An 18,716-nucleotide genomic window follows, 5' to 3' on the forward strand; every position below is an offset into this window, starting at 1 on the left:
TTAAGATCTTTTCATCATATCAAAAAAATCATTATTAGTCTTTGTCATTGATAATTTATTTATTAAAAATTCCATTGCATCTATTTCATTCATAGGCTGTATTATTTTTCTTAAAATCCACATTCTTTGAAGTTCTTCTTGTGAACTTAATAGTTCTTCTTTTCTTGTCCCAGATCTATTATAATCTATAGCAGGAAATACTCTCTTTTCAGCTATTTTACGTGATAAATGTAATTCCATATTACCTGTACCTTTAAATTCTTCATAAATAACATCATCCATTTTTGATCCCGTATCAATTAAAGCTGTTGCTATAATAGTCAAACTTCCTCCCTCCTCAACATTTCTTGCCGCTCCGAAAAAACGTTTAGGACGATGTAATGCATTAGCATCAACTCCTCCTGTTAAAACTTTTCCAGATGCAGGTGCGACAGTATTATATGCTCTAGCTAAACGTGTCATAGAATCTAATAAAATTATAACATCTTTTTTATGTTCTACTAATCTTTTAGTTTTTTCAATAACCATTTCAGATACTTGTACATGTCTAGATGGAGGTTCATCAAAAGTAGATGCTATTACTTCTCCTTTTACTAATCTTTGCATTTCAGTAACTTCTTCTGGACGTTCATCAATAAGTAGTACTATTAATACGCAATCAGGATGATTATATGCTATACTTTGTGCTATATTTTGTAATAACATTGTTTTTCCTGCTTTTGGTGGAGCAACTATTAATCCTCTTTGCCCTCTTCCTATTGGTGAAGCTAAATCCAAAACACGAGCTGTTAGATCCTCTGTAGAACCATTTCCTCTTTCCATACTTAATCTAGAATTTGCATGTAATGGAGTTAAATTTTCAAAAAGAATTTTATTTCTTGCATTTTCTGGCTTATCAAAATTAACTTGATTAACTTTTAATAATGCAAAATATCTTTCTCCTTCTTTTGGAGGACGTATTTTTCCAGAAATAGTATCTCCTGTACGTAAATTAAAACGCCTAATTTGACTTGGCGATACATATATATCGTCTGGTCCTGCTAAATAAGAACTATCAGAAGAACGTAAAAATCCAAATCCATCTTGTAATATCTCTAATACTCCATCACCAAAAATATCTTCTCCACTTTTGGAATGTTGTTTTAATATAGTAAAAATAATATCTTGCTTACGCATTCTAGCTAAATTTTCTAGATAAATATTTTCACCTAAATCTATAAGTTCTGATATTGGTTTATTTTTTAATTCGGTAAGATTCATAATGGTGAGGTCTTAAACTTTGAATAATTCTTGAATATTTGTATAAAATTTTAAAAAATACAATAATATTTACATTTAAAATAATAAAAATATTTAAATATTTTATTATTTAAAAATATAATATTAATAATCATATTTTTCCTTTTGTAAAAAAAATACGTAATATTAAAATATAAAAATAAATTATTTTAAATTTTTATTTAAAAAATTTTCTAATTGTATTTTATTTATAGAACCAATTATTTTATCAATAATATTCCCATTTTTAAATAATAAAATTGTTGGTATACTACGAATATTATATTTTTCTGCAATAATTTTATATTTTTCAATATTCAATTTAGCAAAAATTATATTTTTATATTTATAACATACTTCTTCTAATACTTGAGAAAATATCTTACATGGGTTGCACCATTCAGCCCAAAAATCAACTAAAACTAAATTACTTTTTTTTATTTCAGATTGAAAATTTTTATCATTTAAATTTATTAGAACATTAGTTTTATGTTGCATGAATTTAACATTCCTATATGAATATTATTATCTAATTATTTTTTATAAAAAATTTATAAATATCTTGATTTTAAAATAAACTATTTTGAATACATTAATTTTCAAAAATAATTAAATAAAATCTTGGTTTTATTATATATGAATAATAATTATATTACAAGATAATATCTAATGTTTTATAAATATAAAAAATCCATATAAATATAATATTATTATTATTAATATGTTAATATTAATTGTTTATTAATTAAAAAAAAATTTATTATTTTATAATATAATATTTATTATTAACATAAGATTAGGAGAAATAATGAAAAAAAACAATGATTTTTTATCTTCTTTAAATATTTTATCTATTGCTGGAGTATCTCCGTATAAATTAAAAATTAATGAAAAATATATGAATAAAAAACAATTATTACATTTTAAAAAAATTTTAGAATCATGGAAAAATAAAATAAATAGTAAAATTAATAATACATCATCTTATATAAAAGATGAAACATCTAATTTTCCCGATCCAATAGATAGAGCTTCACAAGAAGAAGAATTTAATTTAGAATTACGTAATAGAGATAGAGAAAGAAAATTAATAAAAAAAATAGAAATAACATTAAATAAAATTAATACAAAAAATTTTGGTTATTGTGACTGTTGTGAAATTAAAATTGGATTAAAAAGATTAGAAGCACATCCAACAGCAAATTTATGTATTGATTGTAAAACTTTAGCAGAAATAAGAGCAAAACAAATAGCTGAATAAAACAAAACATAATTAATAACATATTATTAATTATTTTAATAAATAATATTTATTTATATTTAAAATTTTTTAGTTTTTTTATTTACGTATCCCTACACCTTTTTTAATTAAAATAAAAGTAAATAAATATAAAATTAGAATAAAAAAAAATAAAATATTTATAGTTAAAAATAATGAAACTGTTTTTATACCTAAAAAACTGTAACGAAATCCAGAAATAATATAATAAATAGGATTTATTTTTATTATTTTTTTCCAGAATGTAGGTAAAATTGATGTTGAATAAAAAACCCCACCTAAATATGTTAAAGGAGTTAATATAAATGTAGGTATAAAGTTAATATCATCAAAATTTTTAGCAAAAATCGCATTTAATAATCCAGCTAAAGAAAATAAAATAGATGTTAATATTATAATAATTATAAAAAAAAACCAAGAATATATATGTAAAGAAATAAAAAACATAGAAATTAAAGTTAAAATAATACAAATAATAAAACTTCTTATTATACCACCACTAATATAGCCTAATATAATTAAATTAGTTGGTACTGGTGCTATTAATAATTCTTCTATATAATGTTGAAATTTTGCTCCGAAAAAAGATGAAGCTACATTAGAATATGAATTATTAATAATACTCATCATAATTAATCCAGGTATAATAAATTGTATATAACTAAATCCTAATATTTTATTAATATGTAGATTAAGTAGTTTCCCAAATATAATAAAATATAAAGATATATTCATAATAGGAGGAAGTATAGTTTGTATCCAAATACGCATAAATCGATTTATTTCTTTTTTACAAATTGTAAATAATATAATTATATATGGATGTAATTTCATTTAATAATCCTTTTTATAAAAAATTTAATTTTTAGTAAAATCCATAAATAATTTTTCTAATCTATTATATTTATTTTTTATGCTAATAATTTTAATATTTTGTTTTATTAGTTGCTCGAAAATATTATTTAAATTTTGTTTTTTCATTACTTTAATTTCTAATTGAGAATTATTAATAATTTTATATTTATAGCCACTTATTTTAGGAATAATATTTTTTATTTTTATATAATCTAAAATAAAAACTTCAAATTTTAATTTACTAAATAATTTATTTATGGCATAATTAGCGATTAATATTCCATTATTTATAATTCCAATATGTCTACATAAAAATTCAGCTTCTTCCAGATAATGAGTTGTTAAAATAATTGTAATGTTTTTTTTAATATTTATTTTTTTAAAAAAAGACCATATATAATGACGTAATTTTAGATCAATACCAGCAGTAGGTTCATCTAAAATTAATAATTTAGGACTATGAATTAATGCTCTAATTATCATTAGACAACGTTTCATTCCTCCTGATAAATTTTTTGCTTTTTGATTTCTTTCTTTCCATAATTTTAATATTTTTAAGTATTTTTTAATTTTTGTGATAACTTCTAGTTTTTTTATACCATAATATCCAGCTTGATTAACTAGTATTTGTAATACTGTTTCAAATGGATTAAAATTAAATTCTTGAGGAACTAGTCCTATTTTTTTTTTAGTTTTAAATGTATTTTTTTTAATATTTAATCCAAAAATTTTTATTTTTCCTGAAGATTTATTTATTAAAGAAGTAATTATACCAATAATTGTTGTTTTTCCAGCTCCATTAGGACCTAATAAAGCATAAAAATCTCCTTTTTTAATTTTTAAATTAAAATTTTTTAAAACTTGAAAGTTATTAGGATAAATTTTAGATAAATTTGTAATTTCTAATGCATAAGACATAATAATGTTTTTTATTTTTAAAAATTAAAATTATTAAATATTTTTAATTTTATAATATTGAATATTTCATTATATGATTTTAAAAAAAAAAAACAAAATTTTTTTTTTTAAAATGATGTATTTTATTTTAAAATAAAATACATCATAAACAATTATTTATTTAATAATAATTGTGTTACTTTATCCCAATTTATAATATTCCAAAAAGCTTTAATATATAAATTTTTTTGATTTTGATATTTTAAATAATATGAATGTTCCCATAAATCTAATGCTATTATAGGACATACAATTGTTTTATTATTCATTAATGGATTATCTTGATTTACTGTCGTAATTATTTTTAATAAATTATCTTTTTTAACAACCCAAATCCATCCAGATCCAAAAAAATTTAAAGCAATATTTTCAAAAATTTTTTTAAAATTTTCTAAACTATTAAATTCTTTTTTTAAAATATTTAAAATAATATTGTTAGGTTGAGTATTTTTTTTTAAAATTTTCCAAAAAAAACTATGATTAGCATGTCCTCCTGCATTATTACGTAAAATAATTTTTTGTGATTTAGAAATAGATAATTTATTTAAACTAGATATTAATGTATTAATTTTCATATCTTTTATATTATTTTTTTCAAGTATGGAATTTGTATTATTAATATAATTTTGGTGATGTTTTTGATGATGTATTTCCATTGTTTTTGTATCAAAAAATGGTTCTAAATCAGAATATTTATATAATAAATCTGGTAATTTATAAGTCATACAAATCCTTTAAAAAAATGATATTAAATATTAATTATATTTTTTATATTTTTGAATTATTTTTTTAGTATTAGGCATAATACCATGCCATAAATAAAAAGAATATGCTGCTTGTTCAATTAACATTCCAATACCATCTGATATTTTTTTAGCTCCATGAATAGTACACCATTCTAAAAAAGGAGTAATAGTAAAATTATAATAAAGATCATAACAAAAAACATCAGGTTTAATAATTGATAAAGGAATATTAAATATATTTTCTCCCATAAGACTACTAGACGTTGCATTAATAATCAAATTATACTTGATCTGATCATATTTTTTAAATAAATCTTCTAATTTAAGACAATTAAGATTTTTTATATTATTAAAATATTTAATAAGATTTTTACCACGTTCATAAGTACGATTAATAATTGTAATATTACACCCAAATTTAATTAATGGCATTATAATTCCTTGTGCAGCTCCTCCAGCACCTATTAATAGGATATTACTTGTAGAATTTATAAATTTTAAATTTTTTAAATCTTTTAATAAACCAATACCATCAGTGTTATCACCTAAAATCTTTTTAGAATTTATAATTTTTATTGTATTAACTACACCAGCTTGTTGTGCTCTTTTTGTTAAAATATTACATAATTTATATGCTTCATGTTTAAAAGGAATTGTAATATTTGCACCTACACCTCCATTTTTAATAAAATCAAGAATTTTTTTATTAAAATTATTTTTTTTAACATAAATTTTTGTGTAATTTTGTAATATTCCTGTTTGTTTTGCAAATAATTTATGTATGATTGGAGATTTACTATGTTTTATAGGATTTCCAAATACTGCAAATATTTTCATATTTATCCTTTTCGAATAACTAAATTAGTAAAACTGTCCCTAATTTCTGATGGTTTTAAATATCCTCCTGTTTTTCCATTTAAAATTAAAATATTTTCTTTAATATCATAAAAGTGATACAATACTTCTTGATAAGTTAAACATGGTTTCATTCCCGAAATATTTGCACTAGTAGAAACAATAGGTTTACCAAAATAATCACATAATTTACTTGATAAATAATGATTAGTTACACGAACAGCTATAGAATTAAAATTTCCAGTTAACCAATAAGGAGTATTTATTGAAATAGGCATAAGCCATGTTATCATGCCAGGCCAAGTAGATAAAATTTTTTTTTTTTGATTTTTAAGAATTTTTTTTTCATTTATATATTTTAATAATTGATTATATTTAGAAGCAATTAAAATTAACCCTTTTTTTACACTACGTTTTTTTATTTTTAGTAATTTATTTATTGCTTTTTTATTATCTGGATCACATCCTAGTCCAAATACAGATTCAGTAGGATAAGCAATAATTTTACCCATTTTTAGTGCATCAATAAAAATTTTTATATCCATAAATTTTTTATAAATAATTTGATATAATAATAAATGAATTATATATTAATAATATGAATGTTTGAAAGATTAAAAAAATTTTATTTTATTACAAAATTGTTTTAAAAAAAAAGATATCTATTATGTCTATAATAAAATTATTATATTTTCCTAATAAAAAATTAAGAAATATAGCTAAATCTATTAAAAATATTAATAATAATATTAAATTATTAGGAAATAATATGCTTGAAATAATGTATTCTTATAATGGTATTGGTTTAGCAGCAACGCAAATAGGAATAAATAAAAGAATTATTGTTATTGATATAACTGAAAAAAAAAATAATCCTCTTATTCTTATTAATCCTAAAATAATAAAATTTGATAAATTAAAAATTAATAGTAATGAAGGTTGTCTTTCTATACCTATTAAACAAAAATATTTTGTTTTAAGATCTAAAAAAATAATAATTAAAGCTCAAAATTTAATGAATGAATTTATAGAATTAGAAGCAAATAATTTATTATCTTTTTGTATACAACATGAAATTGATCATTTAAATGGAATTTTATTTATTGATTATTTATCGAATTTAAAATATCAAAGAATTTGTGATAAAATAAATAAACTTAATCATAAAATAATATTTTTAAAAAAACAGAATTATATAAAATGAAAAAAAAAATAAAAATTATTTTTATGGGTACTTCAAAATTTGCAGCTTATCATTTAAAAGGTTTAATAAATAATCTTTACAATAAAGTTTCTTGTGTTATAACAAAACCAGATACTTATGCTAATAGAGGTTATAAATTAACTTTTAACTCTGTAAAAAAAATAGCGATAAAATATAAAATAAATATATTACAACCAGAATCTCTAAATTCTTTAAAATTAATTAAAGATATTATTAAATACCAATGTGATATTATTGTAGTTGTAGATTATGGTTTATTAATACCTAATAAAATATTAAATATACCTAAATTATTTTGTATAAATATACATGCTTCATTATTACCTAGATGGAGAGGATCAGCTCCTATACAAAGAGCTTTATTAGCAAATGATTTAAAAACAGGTATTAGTATTATTAAAATGAATAATTTTTTAGATGAAGGTGATATTATTTATCAAATAGAATATAATATTCTATTATATGATACATACGGATCATTATATAAAAAATTAGCTATATTAGGATTAGAAGGTTTACTATTCATAATAAAAAAAATTTCAAAAGGGGAACAAATAAAATTTAAATCTCAAAATATTAAAATGATAAAACCTACATATGCAAAAAAAATATCTAAAATAGAATGTAAATTAAATTGGAATTTACCAGCTAAAAAATTAGAATGTATGGTTCGTGCTTTTAATCCTCGTCCAGGAACTTTCTTTATAATAAAGAATAAAAGATTTAAAGTTTGGCAAGCAGAAGTCATTAATAATTTTAATAATGACTATATAACTAAAACACCGGGTACTATTTTATTAATTAATAAATATGGTATACAAATAAATACTATAAGTGGAATTTTAAATATTCAAATTATTCAACCTAGTGGTAAAAAACAAATGAATATTCAAAATTTTTTAAATTTTAATCAATATAAAATCTTCTTTAAAAAAAATAATATAATTATTTAATTTTTTTATTTTTTAAAACTATTTTTCTTCCTATTAATTCTATATATGCCATAGGTGCTTTGTCCCCATTACGAAAGCCACATTTTATTATACGTGTATATCCACCTAATCTATTTTGAAATTTAGGAGCAATAATATTAAAAAGTTTTATAATATTATTTTTATTATTTAATTTAGATCTTATTAATCTTTTATTAGAAATAGTATTTTTTTTAGCAATAGTAATTATTGGTTCAATTATTTTTCTAAGTTCTTTAGCTCTCATTAAAGTAGTTTTAATAATTTCGTTATTAATTAATGAATTAATCATATTATATAACATTGCACTACGATGAGTACTATTTTTATTAAAATAACGACCTGTTTTACGATGACGCATGTTTTTTACCTAATTTAAAATGAATTATTTATTATTTTTTTTATTATTATTTATAATTGGAGGCCAATTATCTAATCTCATTCCTAATGATAATCCTCTTGATGCTAATATATCTTTTATTTCTGTTAATGATTTTTTCCCTAAATTTGGAGTTTTTAATAATTCTACTTCAGTACGTTGTACTAAATCACCTATTAAATGAATTAATTCAGTTTTTAAACAATTTGCAGAACGAACAGTTAATTCTAAATCGTCTACTGAATGTAATAAAATAGGGTCAAATTCTGGTTTTTCTTCTTTAATCTCTTCTTCCTGTTTAATATCTTTTAAATTTACAAATGATGCTAATTGTTCTGATAAAATAGTAGCTGCTTTTCTAATAGCCTGTTCTGGATCAATTGTTCCATTTGTTTCCATTTCTATTATTAATTTATCTAAATCCGTTCTTTGTGCTACCCTTGCTGCTTCTACATTATATATAATTCTTTTTATAGGACTATAAGATGCATCTAATAATAATCTACCTATTTTATGATCATCTTTTAATTTATTATTACTTATTTTTGTATGAGCAGCTACATATCCTCTTCCTAATTCTATTTTAATTTTCATATTAATTGATGTATTTATATTTGTAATATGGCAAATAATATGTTCTTTATTTATAATTTCTACATCATTACCATGGTCAATATCAGAAGCTTTTACAATTCCAATACCAGTTTTTTTTAAAGATAAAATTACCTCTTTTTTATTATTTTCTATTTTTATAGCTAATTTTTTTAAATTTAATAATATTTCAATAATATCTTCTTTAATACCTTCTTTAATACTATATTCATGCAATATTCCTTCTATTTCTACTTCTGTTACTGCATAACCAGGTATTGATGATAATAAAATACGTCTTAAAGCATTTCCTAAAGTATGACCAAAACCACGTTCTAATGGTTCTAAAGTTATCTTTATAGTATGAGCAGTAGTATGCTCTATATTTACTAATCGAGGTTTTAAAAATTCTGTAACAGAATTTTGATCCATTTATATACTCTCTTCTAAAAAATTATTTTGAATATAACTCAATAATTAAATGTTCATTAATATCTGCAGGTAAATCAGAACGTTCAGGAAGTTTTTTAAAAATACCTTCCATTTTTTTACTATCTACTTCTAACCAATTTGATTTTTCTCTTTGTGAATATAAATCAATTGAAGCATTAATTCTTAATTGTTTTTTAGACTTTTCACATACAGAAATTTTGTCATTTAAAGAAACTTGATAAGAAGCTATATTGACAATTAAATTATTAATTTTAATTGATTTGTGAGAAATTAATTGTCTAGCTTCTGCTCTTGTAACTCCAAAACCCATTCTATAAACGACATTATCTAATCTTTTTTCTAATAAACATAATAAATTAAAACCAGTATTACCTTTTATACGTGAAGCTTTTTTATAATAATTATGAAATTGACGCTCTAATATACCATATAACCTACGTATTTTTTGTTTTTCTCTTAACTGAATCCCATAATCTGATAATCTAGATTTTTTTATACCATGTTGTCCTGGTGCTTGTTCTAATTTACATTTTGTATCAATAGCACGTACATTAGATTTTAAAAATAAATCAGTTCCCTCTCTTCGGGATAACTTTAATTTTGGTCCTAAATATTTTGCCATTTATTTAATCCTGAAATATTTAAATTAATAAAAAAAATTATTTATACTCTTCTTTTTTTAGGAGGTCTACAACCATTATGAGGAATAGGAGTAATATCTGTAATATTAGTTATTTTAAAACCAGCATTATTTAATGCTCTAATAGTAGATTCTCTACCAGGACCTGGTCCTTTTACCATAACTTCTAAATTTTTAATACCATAATTTTTAACAATTTCAGCACATTTTTCTGCAGCTATTTGTGCTGCAAATGGAGTAGATTTTCTTGATCCTCTAAAACCAGAACCTCCTGCTGTTGCACATCCTAAAGAATTACCTTGTCTATCAGTAATAGTAACAATTGTATTGTTAAAAGAAGCATGTATATGAGCAATACCATCTATAATTTGCTTTTTAGGATTTTTTTTAGAATGTAAAGATTTTTTTTTCATTATTTATACCATCTATTTATAATTAAAATATTATTTTTTAAAATGTTTATATAATTTTTTTCTAGTATGTGCATTAGTTTTTGTCCGTTGTCCTCTAACAGGTAATCCTTTTTTATGGCGTAACCCTCGGTAACAACCAAGGTCAATTAATCTTTTTATATTTAAATTAATATCTCTTCTTAAATCTCCTTCTACTTTAAATTTTGATATAATATTTCTTAATAAATCTATTTTTTTTTCTGTAAGTTTATTTATTTTCATATCTTGAGAAATATTAGTTATCTTACATATACGAATTGCATGAGATTTACCTATTCCATAAATATATTTTAATGCTATTATTATACGTTTATTATCAGGAATGTTAACTCCAGCTATACGAACCATTTTACATCCTTTCTTTAATTTTATAATATGTTTTTGTGATAAATAAAATAATTATCCTTGACGTTGTTTATGTTTTGGATCTGTTTTACAAAATACATATATTATTCTATTTCTACGAATAATTTTACAATTACGACATAATTTTTTTATTGAAGTACGAACTTTCATTATATTATATCTCCAAAAAATATTTGATAAATATCATCCTTTAAAGTTAATCTTTTTAAGTATAGACTCATATTGAGTAGACATAATTAATGTTTGAATTTGTGTAATAAAATCCATAATTACTACTATTACTATAAGTAATGATGTACCACTTAAATAAAATGGAACATTAATTATATTACGCAAAAATTCTGGTATAAGACAAATAAAAGTAATATATAAACTACCAGTAAATGTTAATCTCATAATTATTTTTTTTATGTATTTAGCAGTTTGTTCTCCAGGTCTAATACCTGAAATATATGCACCAGATTTTTTTAAATTATCTGCAGTTTCTTGCGGATTAAAAACTAAAATAGTATAAAAAAAACAAAAAAATATAATTGCTAAAATATATAATCCAATATATATTGGTTGTCTAGGTTGTAAAGACATAGCAATATTTTTAACCCAATTCCAATTAGTAATATTACTAAACCATGAAAATATAGTAGAAATAAATAAAATAATACTGGAAGAAAATATTGCAGGAATAACTCCAGACATGTTTACCTTTAAAGGTAAATGAGTATTTTGTTGTGTATTATATATTTGTTTTCCATAATATCTTCTAGCATATTGAACATTAATTTTTCTTTGACCTTTTTCAATAAATATAATAAATAAAGTTATTAAAAATATAAAAAATAATAAAATAAAAAAAATAAAAAAATTTAAATCTCCTTGCTTTATTTTTTCAATAATTTGACCTATATTAGAAGGTAAAGTAGTAATTATACCGATTACTATAATAATAGAAACTCCATTACCAATACCTCTTTTTGTTATTTGTCTTCCTAACCACATTAAAAATGTAGTACCTGTAATTAAACTTAAATTAGAAATTATAAAAAAACTAATACCAGGATTTATTACTAAATTATTCATACCTGGTAAATTAGGTAATCCAGTAGTTATTCCTATAGATTGAATACAAGCTAAAATTAATGTACTATACTTAGTATATTTATTAATTTTTTTTTTACCTTCTTCTCCTTCTTTTTTTAAAGAAATAAAAAAAGGATGAACTACTGTTAAAAGTTGCATAATAATAGATGAAGATATATAAGGCATAACACCTAATGCAAAAATTGAAGCTCTACTTAGTGCACCTCCAGAAAACATATTAAACATATCAATAATAGTACCATGCTGTTTGATAATTAAAGAATGTAAAATACTAATATTAATACCTGGAATAGGTATAAATGAACCTATACGAAAAATAACTATAGAAGTTATTAAAAATATAAATCTTTCTTTTAATTCAGTAAAACCTTTTTTAGTACTTTGAAAATTTAATTGTTTAAGTGATTTAATCATGTATTATTTATTCCTCAATTATACCACCTAATTTTTTTATAATTACTTTAACACTTTCTGTACAGTTTAATTTAATAATTTTTTTTGAAGAAGTAAGACTTCCCTTATTAATAATTTTAACATATTTAATTTTTTTACTAATTATTTTAGAAGATTTTAGAACATCTAAATTAATATAATTACTATTTGTTTTTTCTAAATCTATTAATCTAATTTCTTTAAAAAATTTTTTTTTTTTTGATTTAAATCCAAATTTGGGTAATCTTCTATGTAAAGGACTTTGTCCTCCTTCAAATGATTTATTAATATTATAACCAGATCGAGATTTTTGTCCTTTATGACCTCTACCACTTGTTTTTCCTTTTCCAGATCCAATTCCTCTACCTAATCTTTTTTTATTTTTTTTAATTTTAGAAAACAAATTATTTAAATTCATATTAATATATCACCTTTATCATATAAGATATTTTTTTAATCATTCCTAAAATACTAGGTGTATTTTTTTTAATAACAGTATGTCCAATATGCTTTAATCCTAAACTAATTAAAATAGCTTTATGTTTAGGTAATCTACCTATAGAACTTTTAATTTGTATAATTTTAATATTTTTTAACACTATTCATGTTCCTTTTTATTTCTTCTATAGTTTTATTTCTTTTAGCTGCAATCATTTTTAATGAATTGATACTTGATAATCCTTTTATAGTCGCTTTAACTATATTAATAGGATTGGTAGAACCATAAGCTTTAGCTAAAACATTATATATACCTACAACTTCTAATACAGCTCGCATAGCTCCACCTGCAATAATACCTGTTCCTTCATAAGCTGGTTGTATAAATACAAAAGATCCAGTATGGTATCCTTTAATAGGATACTGAATTGTATTATTATTAATAATGATATTTATCATATTTTTTTTAGCTTTTTCCATAGCTTTTTGTATTGCATTAGGAACTTCTTTAGCTTTACCATATCCAAAACCAATTCTTCCTTTACCATTACCAACTACAGTTAAAGCTGTAAAAGAAAAAATACGTCCTCCTTTAACAGTTTTAGATACCCTATTAACAGAAATTAATTTTTCTTTTAATTCATGATTTTGATATTTATTATTATAAAGATTCATAATTTTCTTTTGAAATAATGTTAAAAGTTTAAACCTGTTTGACGTGCAGCATTTGCTAATGCTTGAATACGTCCATGATATTTGAAACCTGAACGATCAAATGATATATTTAAAATACCTTTTTTAATAGACCTATTTGCTATTTTATTTCCGATAAAAATTGCAGCTTGTATATTTCCAGTATATTTTAATTTTTTTTTTATCTTTTTTTCTAAAGTAGAAGCTGTTATTAAAACTTTATTATTTACGGAGATTATTTGTGCATATATATGACGAGAAGTACGATGTATTGATAAACGTATTAATTTAAATTTTTGTAAATTTTTTCGAAATTTAGTTGCTCTACGTATACGAGCAATTTTTTTAATATTCATAATTCCTTTTTAAAAACCTTTTATTTTATTTTTTTTTGGTTTCTTTAATTTTAATTATTTCGTTACTATAACGAATACCTTTACCTTTATATGGTTCAGGAGGACGATAAGATCTTATATTGGCAGCTACTTGACCTAAGAGCTGTTTATTAGGACTTGTTAAAAGTATTTCATTTTGATTTAAACATTTTCCCATAATATTTTTAGGTAAAACAAAATTTATTGGATGAGAAAATCCTAATATTAAATTAAGTATATTGTTTTTTATTGAAAATTTATATCCGACACCAAATAATATTAATTTTTTTGTAAAACCTATTGTTACTCCAATAATCATAGATCTCATAAGAGAACTAGCAGTACCAACTTGGATCCAATCTTCTCTACATTTTTTTTTTGGTTCAAATAATAATTTATCTTTTTTAAAAATTATTTTAACTTTTTTATTAAAAGTATTTTCTAATATTCCATTATTACCTTTAATATTTATTTTTTGTTTATTAATAGTGATTTTAATATTATTTGGAATAACAATAAATTTTTTAGCTATTCTAGACATGATTTATATACCTTTATTTTAGGATACATAACATATAATTTCACCACCTATACCATAATAACGTGCTGTATAATCTGTTATTATTCCTTTAGATGTAGAAATAATAGCAATACCTAAACCAGCCATAACTTTAGGTAAAAACTTTTTTTTTTTATAAATTCTTAATCCAGGACGACTAACACAATAAATTTTTTCGATAACTCCCTTACCTTTAAAATATTTTAGAGTAATTTCTAATAAAATTTTTTTTTCTTTAATAAGATTAAAATTATTAATATATCCTTCATTTTTTAAAATATTAGCAATAGATTTTTTTACTTTTGAATATTGCATTAAAATTTTAGATTTATGTGATGATTGTCCATTACGGATACGTGTTAACATATCTGCAATTGGATTTTGTATACTCATATTAAAATTTTCCTATATAGATTTATAATAAATTACCAACTAGATTTTTTTAATCCTGGAATATCTCCTTTCATTGCAGCTTCTCTTAACTTAATTCTACTTAATCCAAATTTTCTTAAAAATGCATGTGGTCTACCAGTTAATTTACATCTATTTCTTTGTCTTGATAAACTAGAATCTCTTGGTAAAGATTGTAATTTAAAAATAGCATCCCACCTTAATTTATCAGAAGTATTTATATCGGAAATAATTTTTTTTAATTTTTTTCTTTTTAAAAAAAATTTCTTTCCTAATTTTATTCTTTTTAATTCACGTGCTTTAATAGATTCTTTTGCCATTTTAAAACCTTTTTTATGATTTAAATGGAAATTTAAATTCTTTAAATAAAGTATAACTTTCTTTATTTGATATTTTATTAGTAGTTATTGTAATATCTAATCCACGAATATGATCTATTTTATCAAAATCAATTTCAGGAAAAATTATTTGTTCTTTTATTCCTATACTATAATTACCATTTTTATCAAAAGATTTTTTAGATAAACCTCTAAAATCTCTAATTCTTGGTATTACTATCCATAACAAACGTTCAAAAAAATTCCACATTTTTTGTTTTCTTAAAGTAACTTTACATCCAATTGGATATCCTTTCCTTATTTTAAAAGCAGCTATTGATTTATGTGATTTAGTTATTATTGGTTTTTGGCCACTAATAATAGTTAAGTCATTTATAGCATTATCTAAATATTTTTTATCAGAAATTACCTTACCTACTCCCATATTTAAAGTAATTTTTTTTATACAAGGAACTTGCATTACAGAAGTATATTTAAATTTTAACATTAATTTTTTTATTATTTTATTTTTATAAAAATTATATAATTTTGACATTTATTACTATCTCTATTAACTTATTTTATATTTTTACCGTTAGATTTAAAAAACCTTTTTTTACTTCCTTTATCATTATATCGTATTCCAATGCGATCAGATTTACCTGTTTTTTTATTAAAAATAGCAATATTAGAAATATGAATATTTGCTTCTTGTTCTATAATTCCACCTGTATGTGATAAAGCAGGATTAGGTTTACTATGTTTTTTAACAATATTTATTCCTTTAATTATTACGAATTTTTTTTTTATAAAAGATTTAATTTTTCCTGTTTTACCTTTATCTTTTCCTGTTAAAATTATTACTTCATCATTACGATGTAATTTATTTATCATATATTTATATCTCTTTATCAAATAACTTCTGGAGCTAATGAAATAATTTTCATAAATTTTTCATTCCTTAGTTCTCTAGTAATAGGACCAAAAATTCTTGTACCAATTAATTGTTCATTAGTATCATTTAATAAAACACATGCATTATGGTCAAATCTTATTATAGAACCATCAGAACGTCTTATACCTTTTTTTGTTCTAACTATTACAGCTTTTAATACATCACCTTTTTTTACTTTTCCTCGCGGAATAGCATCTTTTACAGTTATTTTAATAATATCTCCAATGTTAGCATAGCGACGTCGTGATCCACCTAAAACTTTAATACACATAACACTTTTTGCACCAGAATTATCAGCTATATTTAATTTTGTATGTTCTTGTATCATATATAATATCTCTATTTAAAATAAATATTAAAATTAAAAATTTAAATTTTAAAAAATAATAATTAAAATTTATTAAATATATAATTTTATAATTAAATTACTATTTTTTTTATAATATTAACTAGAGTCCAAGATTTAGTTTTTGATAATGGACGACATTCTTTAATTTCAACAATATCTCCTATTTTACATATATTGTCTTTATCATGCACATGTAATTTAGTAGTACGATTGATATATTTACCATAAATAGGATGTTTTATTAACCTATTAATACTAACAATAATTGATTTTTGCATTTTATTACTTATTACTTTACCTTTCAATAGCTTTGTTTTTTTTTGCATGATTTTATGATCTTTTTTTTCTTTGTGATATAATTGTTTTTATTCGTGCAATATTTTTTCTTGATTTTTTAAGTAAATGAGTTTGTTTTAAATTTCCTGATTTTAATTGTATTTTTAAATTTAATTGTTCTCTCATTAAACTTAATAATTCATTTTTTAAATCTGTATTATTTTTCTTTATAATTTCATTTATTTTCATATAATATGTATTTTATTTTTTCAAAAAAATAGTTTTGATAGGTAATTTAGCAGTACCTAACTTAAATGCTTTACGAGCTGTTAATTCGGAAACTCCATCAATTTCATATAAAATTCTTCCAGGTTGTACTAAAGCCACCCAGTATTCTACATTACCTTTACCTTTTCCCATTCTAACTTCTAAAGGTTTTTCTGTTATAGGTTTATCTGGGAAAATTCTAATCCATATTTTTCCTTGTCTTTTAATAAAATGACTAATAGCTCTTCTTGCTGATTCTATTTGTTTAGAAGTAATTCTACCTCTATTTATTGCTTTAATCCCATAAGTACCAAAATTAATATTCATTCCAATAATAACACCACGATTCCTTCCTTTATGCATTTTTTTAAATTTTGTACGTTTTGGTTGTAACATTATATAAAAACCTCTTTTTTTTTTATTTACGTCCCTTATTACGTTGTAATCTATAAGGATGATGTGTAATAGGTTTAGTAAAAATTAATTTTTTTTTAAAATTATGTTTTAATATTTCTCCTTTAAAAATCCATACTTTTACTCCTATTATTCCATATGTAGTATTTGCTTCTGATAAACTAAAATCAATATCTGCTCTTAAAGTATGTAATGGTACTCTACCTTCTCTATACCATTCTGTACGAGCAATTTCAGTGCCACCTAAACGACCACTTACTTCTACTTTTACTCCTTTAGCACCTAATCTCATAGCATTTTGTACTGCTCTTTTCATTGCTCTTCTAAACATTATTCGTTTTTCTAATTGTACTGATATTATATCAGCTACTAATTTTGCTTCCAATTCTGGTTTTCTAACTTCAGTTATATTTACTTGAGCTGGTACTCCAGTAATTTTAGATATTATTTTTCTGAGTTTTTCAACATCTTCTCCTTTTTTACCTATAACTATACCAGGACGTGATGTATGAATATTAACTCGAATACTTTTTGATGGTCTTTCGATTGTTATTTTAGAAACAGAAGCTTTTTTTAATTTTTTATTTAAAAAATTTCTTACCTGAAAATCACTGTGTAAATAATTTGCATAATTTTTTGTATTTGCAAACCAAATAGAATTCCATATTTTTGTAATTCCTAATCTTAAACCATTTGGATGTGTTTTTTGACCCATTAATTTTTCTCCAATTTCATATTATCTGATAATATTATAGTAATATGACTTGTATATTTTAAAATTCGATCTGATCGACCTTTAGCTCTAGGTAGAATACGTTTCATATTTGTTCCTAAATCTATAAAAATTTTAAATATAAATAAATTATCTATATCTAACCCATAATTATGTTCAGCATTAGCTATTGCAGAATTTAATACTTTTTTAATTAAAAAAGATGATTTTTTATTAGAAAAATTTAAAATATCTAATGCTTTAGATATTTTATTTCCTCTAATAATATTAGCTATTAATCTTAGTTTTTGTGCAGAAGAAGGAGCATATTTATGTTTTGCTATAATTTCCATGTTTGCCCTTAAGTAAATATA

At 21.7% G+C, this 18,716-nt stretch carries 32 protein-coding genes; 3 read left to right on the plus strand and 29 right to left on the minus strand.

Annotated elements, in window-relative coordinates; genetic code table 11:
- Both rho and trxA read right to left on the minus strand, forming a co-directional pair.
- The gene (gene rho, locus GJU00_RS01185) at nt 1–1,260 is read right to left on the minus strand and encodes a transcription termination factor Rho (protein ID WP_168893494.1); all 1,260 of its coding nucleotides are present in this window, start codon (nt 1,258–1,260) and stop codon (nt 1–3) included.
- Between the two features lie 183 nt (nt 1,261–1,443).
- The gene (gene trxA, locus GJU00_RS01190; RefSeq protein ID WP_168893495.1) at nt 1,444–1,776 is read right to left on the minus strand and encodes a thioredoxin; all 333 of its coding nucleotides are present in this window, start codon (nt 1,774–1,776) and stop codon (nt 1,444–1,446) included.
- Nucleotides 1,777–2,083: 307 nt separating this feature from the next.
- On the opposite strand from trxA, the gene dksA reads away from it, so the two are divergent.
- Complete coding sequence (gene dksA / locus GJU00_RS01195) at nt 2,084–2,539, plus strand: RNA polymerase-binding protein DksA (protein WP_425482634.1); 456 nt, start codon at nt 2,084–2,086, stop codon at nt 2,537–2,539.
- Nucleotides 2,540–2,617: 78 nt separating this feature from the next.
- Here the strand turns inward: dksA and GJU00_RS01200 are convergent, their stop codons facing one another.
- The 5 genes from GJU00_RS01200 to tsaC form a co-directional block, all read right to left on the minus strand.
- Entirely contained in the window at nt 2,618–3,391 is a 774-nt protein-coding gene (locus tag GJU00_RS01200) for an ABC transporter permease (RefSeq protein ID WP_168893497.1), read from the minus strand.
- Between the two features lie 24 nt (nt 3,392–3,415).
- Entirely contained in the window at nt 3,416–4,330 is a 915-nt protein-coding gene (locus tag GJU00_RS01205; protein ID WP_168893498.1) for an ABC transporter ATP-binding protein, read from the minus strand.
- Between the two features lie 152 nt (nt 4,331–4,482).
- On the minus strand, nt 4,483–5,094 hold the full coding sequence (locus GJU00_RS01210; protein ID WP_168893499.1) for a superoxide dismutase: 612 nt from the start codon (nt 5,092–5,094) through the stop codon (nt 4,483–4,485).
- Between the two features lie 30 nt (nt 5,095–5,124).
- Nucleotides 5,125–5,952: a shikimate dehydrogenase gene (gene aroE / locus GJU00_RS01215; protein WP_168893500.1), complete on the minus strand. Its 828-nt coding sequence runs from the start codon at nt 5,950–5,952 to the stop codon at nt 5,125–5,127.
- Between the two features lie 2 nt (nt 5,953–5,954).
- Nucleotides 5,955–6,515: an L-threonylcarbamoyladenylate synthase type 1 TsaC gene (gene tsaC, locus GJU00_RS01220; protein ID WP_168893501.1), complete on the minus strand. Its 561-nt coding sequence runs from the start codon at nt 6,513–6,515 to the stop codon at nt 5,955–5,957.
- 122 nt (nt 6,516–6,637) lie between these two features.
- Between tsaC and def the strand changes: the two genes are divergently transcribed.
- Complete coding sequence (gene def, locus GJU00_RS01225) at nt 6,638–7,174, plus strand: peptide deformylase (protein WP_168893502.1); 537 nt, start codon at nt 6,638–6,640, stop codon at nt 7,172–7,174.
- Entirely contained in the window at nt 7,171–8,148 is a 978-nt protein-coding gene (gene fmt / locus GJU00_RS01230) for a methionyl-tRNA formyltransferase (RefSeq protein ID WP_168893503.1), read from the plus strand. The genes def and fmt overlap by 4 nt, the downstream gene beginning before the upstream one ends.
- On the opposite strand, the gene rplQ is transcribed toward fmt, so the two are convergent.
- From rplQ to rplV, 22 genes are all read right to left on the minus strand, one after another.
- Complete coding sequence (gene rplQ / locus GJU00_RS01235; protein ID WP_168893504.1) at nt 8,141–8,527, minus strand: 50S ribosomal protein L17; 387 nt, start codon at nt 8,525–8,527, stop codon at nt 8,141–8,143. The genes fmt and rplQ overlap by 8 nt on opposite strands.
- A 24-nt stretch (nt 8,528–8,551) precedes the next feature.
- Entirely contained in the window at nt 8,552–9,568 is a 1,017-nt protein-coding gene (locus tag GJU00_RS01240) for a DNA-directed RNA polymerase subunit alpha (protein ID WP_168893505.1), read from the minus strand.
- Between the two features lie 22 nt (nt 9,569–9,590).
- Complete coding sequence (gene rpsD / locus GJU00_RS01245) at nt 9,591–10,211, minus strand: 30S ribosomal protein S4 (protein WP_168893506.1); 621 nt, start codon at nt 10,209–10,211, stop codon at nt 9,591–9,593.
- Between the two features lie 41 nt (nt 10,212–10,252).
- Complete coding sequence (gene rpsK, locus GJU00_RS01250; protein ID WP_168868042.1) at nt 10,253–10,642, minus strand: 30S ribosomal protein S11; 390 nt, start codon at nt 10,640–10,642, stop codon at nt 10,253–10,255.
- Nucleotides 10,643–10,672: 30 nt separating this feature from the next.
- Nucleotides 10,673–11,029 (minus strand): 30S ribosomal protein S13, encoded by a 357-nt coding sequence (gene rpsM / locus GJU00_RS01255; protein WP_168893507.1) that lies wholly within the window; start codon nt 11,027–11,029, stop codon nt 10,673–10,675.
- A gap of 51 nt (nt 11,030–11,080) precedes the next feature.
- On the minus strand, nt 11,081–11,197 hold the full coding sequence (rpmJ, locus tag GJU00_RS01260) for a 50S ribosomal protein L36 (RefSeq protein ID WP_168893508.1): 117 nt from the start codon (nt 11,195–11,197) through the stop codon (nt 11,081–11,083).
- A gap of 33 nt (nt 11,198–11,230) precedes the next feature.
- Nucleotides 11,231–12,559: a preprotein translocase subunit SecY gene (gene secY, locus GJU00_RS01265; RefSeq protein ID WP_168893509.1), complete on the minus strand. Its 1,329-nt coding sequence runs from the start codon at nt 12,557–12,559 to the stop codon at nt 11,231–11,233.
- A gap of 7 nt (nt 12,560–12,566) precedes the next feature.
- On the minus strand, nt 12,567–12,995 hold the full coding sequence (gene rplO, locus GJU00_RS01270) for a 50S ribosomal protein L15 (RefSeq protein WP_168893510.1): 429 nt from the start codon (nt 12,993–12,995) through the stop codon (nt 12,567–12,569).
- 1 nt (nt 12,996) lies between these two features.
- On the minus strand, nt 12,997–13,176 hold the full coding sequence (gene rpmD / locus GJU00_RS01275; RefSeq protein WP_168893511.1) for a 50S ribosomal protein L30: 180 nt from the start codon (nt 13,174–13,176) through the stop codon (nt 12,997–12,999).
- On the minus strand, nt 13,160–13,690 hold the full coding sequence (gene rpsE, locus GJU00_RS01280; RefSeq protein ID WP_168893512.1) for a 30S ribosomal protein S5: 531 nt from the start codon (nt 13,688–13,690) through the stop codon (nt 13,160–13,162). The genes rpmD and rpsE overlap by 17 nt, the downstream gene beginning before the upstream one ends.
- A gap of 20 nt (nt 13,691–13,710) precedes the next feature.
- Nucleotides 13,711–14,064, minus strand: coding sequence for a 50S ribosomal protein L18 (gene rplR / locus GJU00_RS01285; RefSeq protein ID WP_168893513.1), 354 nt, complete (start codon nt 14,062–14,064; stop codon nt 13,711–13,713).
- Between the two features lie 25 nt (nt 14,065–14,089).
- Nucleotides 14,090–14,623, minus strand: a complete 534-nt coding sequence (rplF, locus tag GJU00_RS01290) for a 50S ribosomal protein L6 (protein ID WP_168893514.1) — start codon at nt 14,621–14,623, stop codon at nt 14,090–14,092.
- A gap of 18 nt (nt 14,624–14,641) precedes the next feature.
- Nucleotides 14,642–15,028 carry a 30S ribosomal protein S8 gene (rpsH, locus tag GJU00_RS01295; RefSeq protein ID WP_246208894.1) on the minus strand — a complete coding sequence of 129 codons (387 nt, stop codon included), beginning with the start codon at nt 15,026–15,028 and terminating at the stop codon, nt 14,642–14,644.
- A gap of 38 nt (nt 15,029–15,066) precedes the next feature.
- The gene (gene rpsN, locus GJU00_RS01300; protein ID WP_168893516.1) at nt 15,067–15,372 is read right to left on the minus strand and encodes a 30S ribosomal protein S14; all 306 of its coding nucleotides are present in this window, start codon (nt 15,370–15,372) and stop codon (nt 15,067–15,069) included.
- Nucleotides 15,373–15,385: 13 nt separating this feature from the next.
- Nucleotides 15,386–15,925: a 50S ribosomal protein L5 gene (gene rplE, locus GJU00_RS01305; protein WP_168893517.1), complete on the minus strand. Its 540-nt coding sequence runs from the start codon at nt 15,923–15,925 to the stop codon at nt 15,386–15,388.
- Between the two features lie 20 nt (nt 15,926–15,945).
- Nucleotides 15,946–16,263 carry a 50S ribosomal protein L24 gene (gene rplX / locus GJU00_RS01310; protein ID WP_168893518.1) on the minus strand — a complete coding sequence of 106 codons (318 nt, stop codon included), beginning with the start codon at nt 16,261–16,263 and terminating at the stop codon, nt 15,946–15,948.
- Nucleotides 16,264–16,280: 17 nt separating this feature from the next.
- Nucleotides 16,281–16,652 carry a 50S ribosomal protein L14 gene (gene rplN, locus GJU00_RS01315; RefSeq protein ID WP_168893519.1) on the minus strand — a complete coding sequence of 124 codons (372 nt, stop codon included), beginning with the start codon at nt 16,650–16,652 and terminating at the stop codon, nt 16,281–16,283.
- A gap of 92 nt (nt 16,653–16,744) precedes the next feature.
- Entirely contained in the window at nt 16,745–16,999 is a 255-nt protein-coding gene (rpsQ, locus tag GJU00_RS01320) for a 30S ribosomal protein S17 (protein WP_168893520.1), read from the minus strand.
- A gap of 4 nt (nt 17,000–17,003) precedes the next feature.
- Nucleotides 17,004–17,198 (minus strand): 50S ribosomal protein L29, encoded by a 195-nt coding sequence (rpmC, locus tag GJU00_RS01325; protein WP_168893521.1) that lies wholly within the window; start codon nt 17,196–17,198, stop codon nt 17,004–17,006.
- A gap of 12 nt (nt 17,199–17,210) precedes the next feature.
- On the minus strand, nt 17,211–17,612 hold the full coding sequence (gene rplP, locus GJU00_RS01330; RefSeq protein WP_168893522.1) for a 50S ribosomal protein L16: 402 nt from the start codon (nt 17,610–17,612) through the stop codon (nt 17,211–17,213).
- Between the two features lie 22 nt (nt 17,613–17,634).
- Nucleotides 17,635–18,345, minus strand: coding sequence for a 30S ribosomal protein S3 (gene rpsC, locus GJU00_RS01335; protein WP_168893523.1), 711 nt, complete (start codon nt 18,343–18,345; stop codon nt 17,635–17,637).
- Entirely contained in the window at nt 18,345–18,695 is a 351-nt protein-coding gene (gene rplV / locus GJU00_RS01340; RefSeq protein WP_168893524.1) for a 50S ribosomal protein L22, read from the minus strand. The genes rpsC and rplV overlap by 1 nt, the downstream gene beginning before the upstream one ends.
- Nucleotides 18,696–18,716: the final 21 nt, after the last annotated feature.

Source organism: Enterobacteriaceae endosymbiont of Donacia simplex (genome assembly GCF_012568645.1).
In the GTDB taxonomy this organism is placed as follows: Bacteria; Pseudomonadota; Gammaproteobacteria; order Enterobacterales; family Enterobacteriaceae.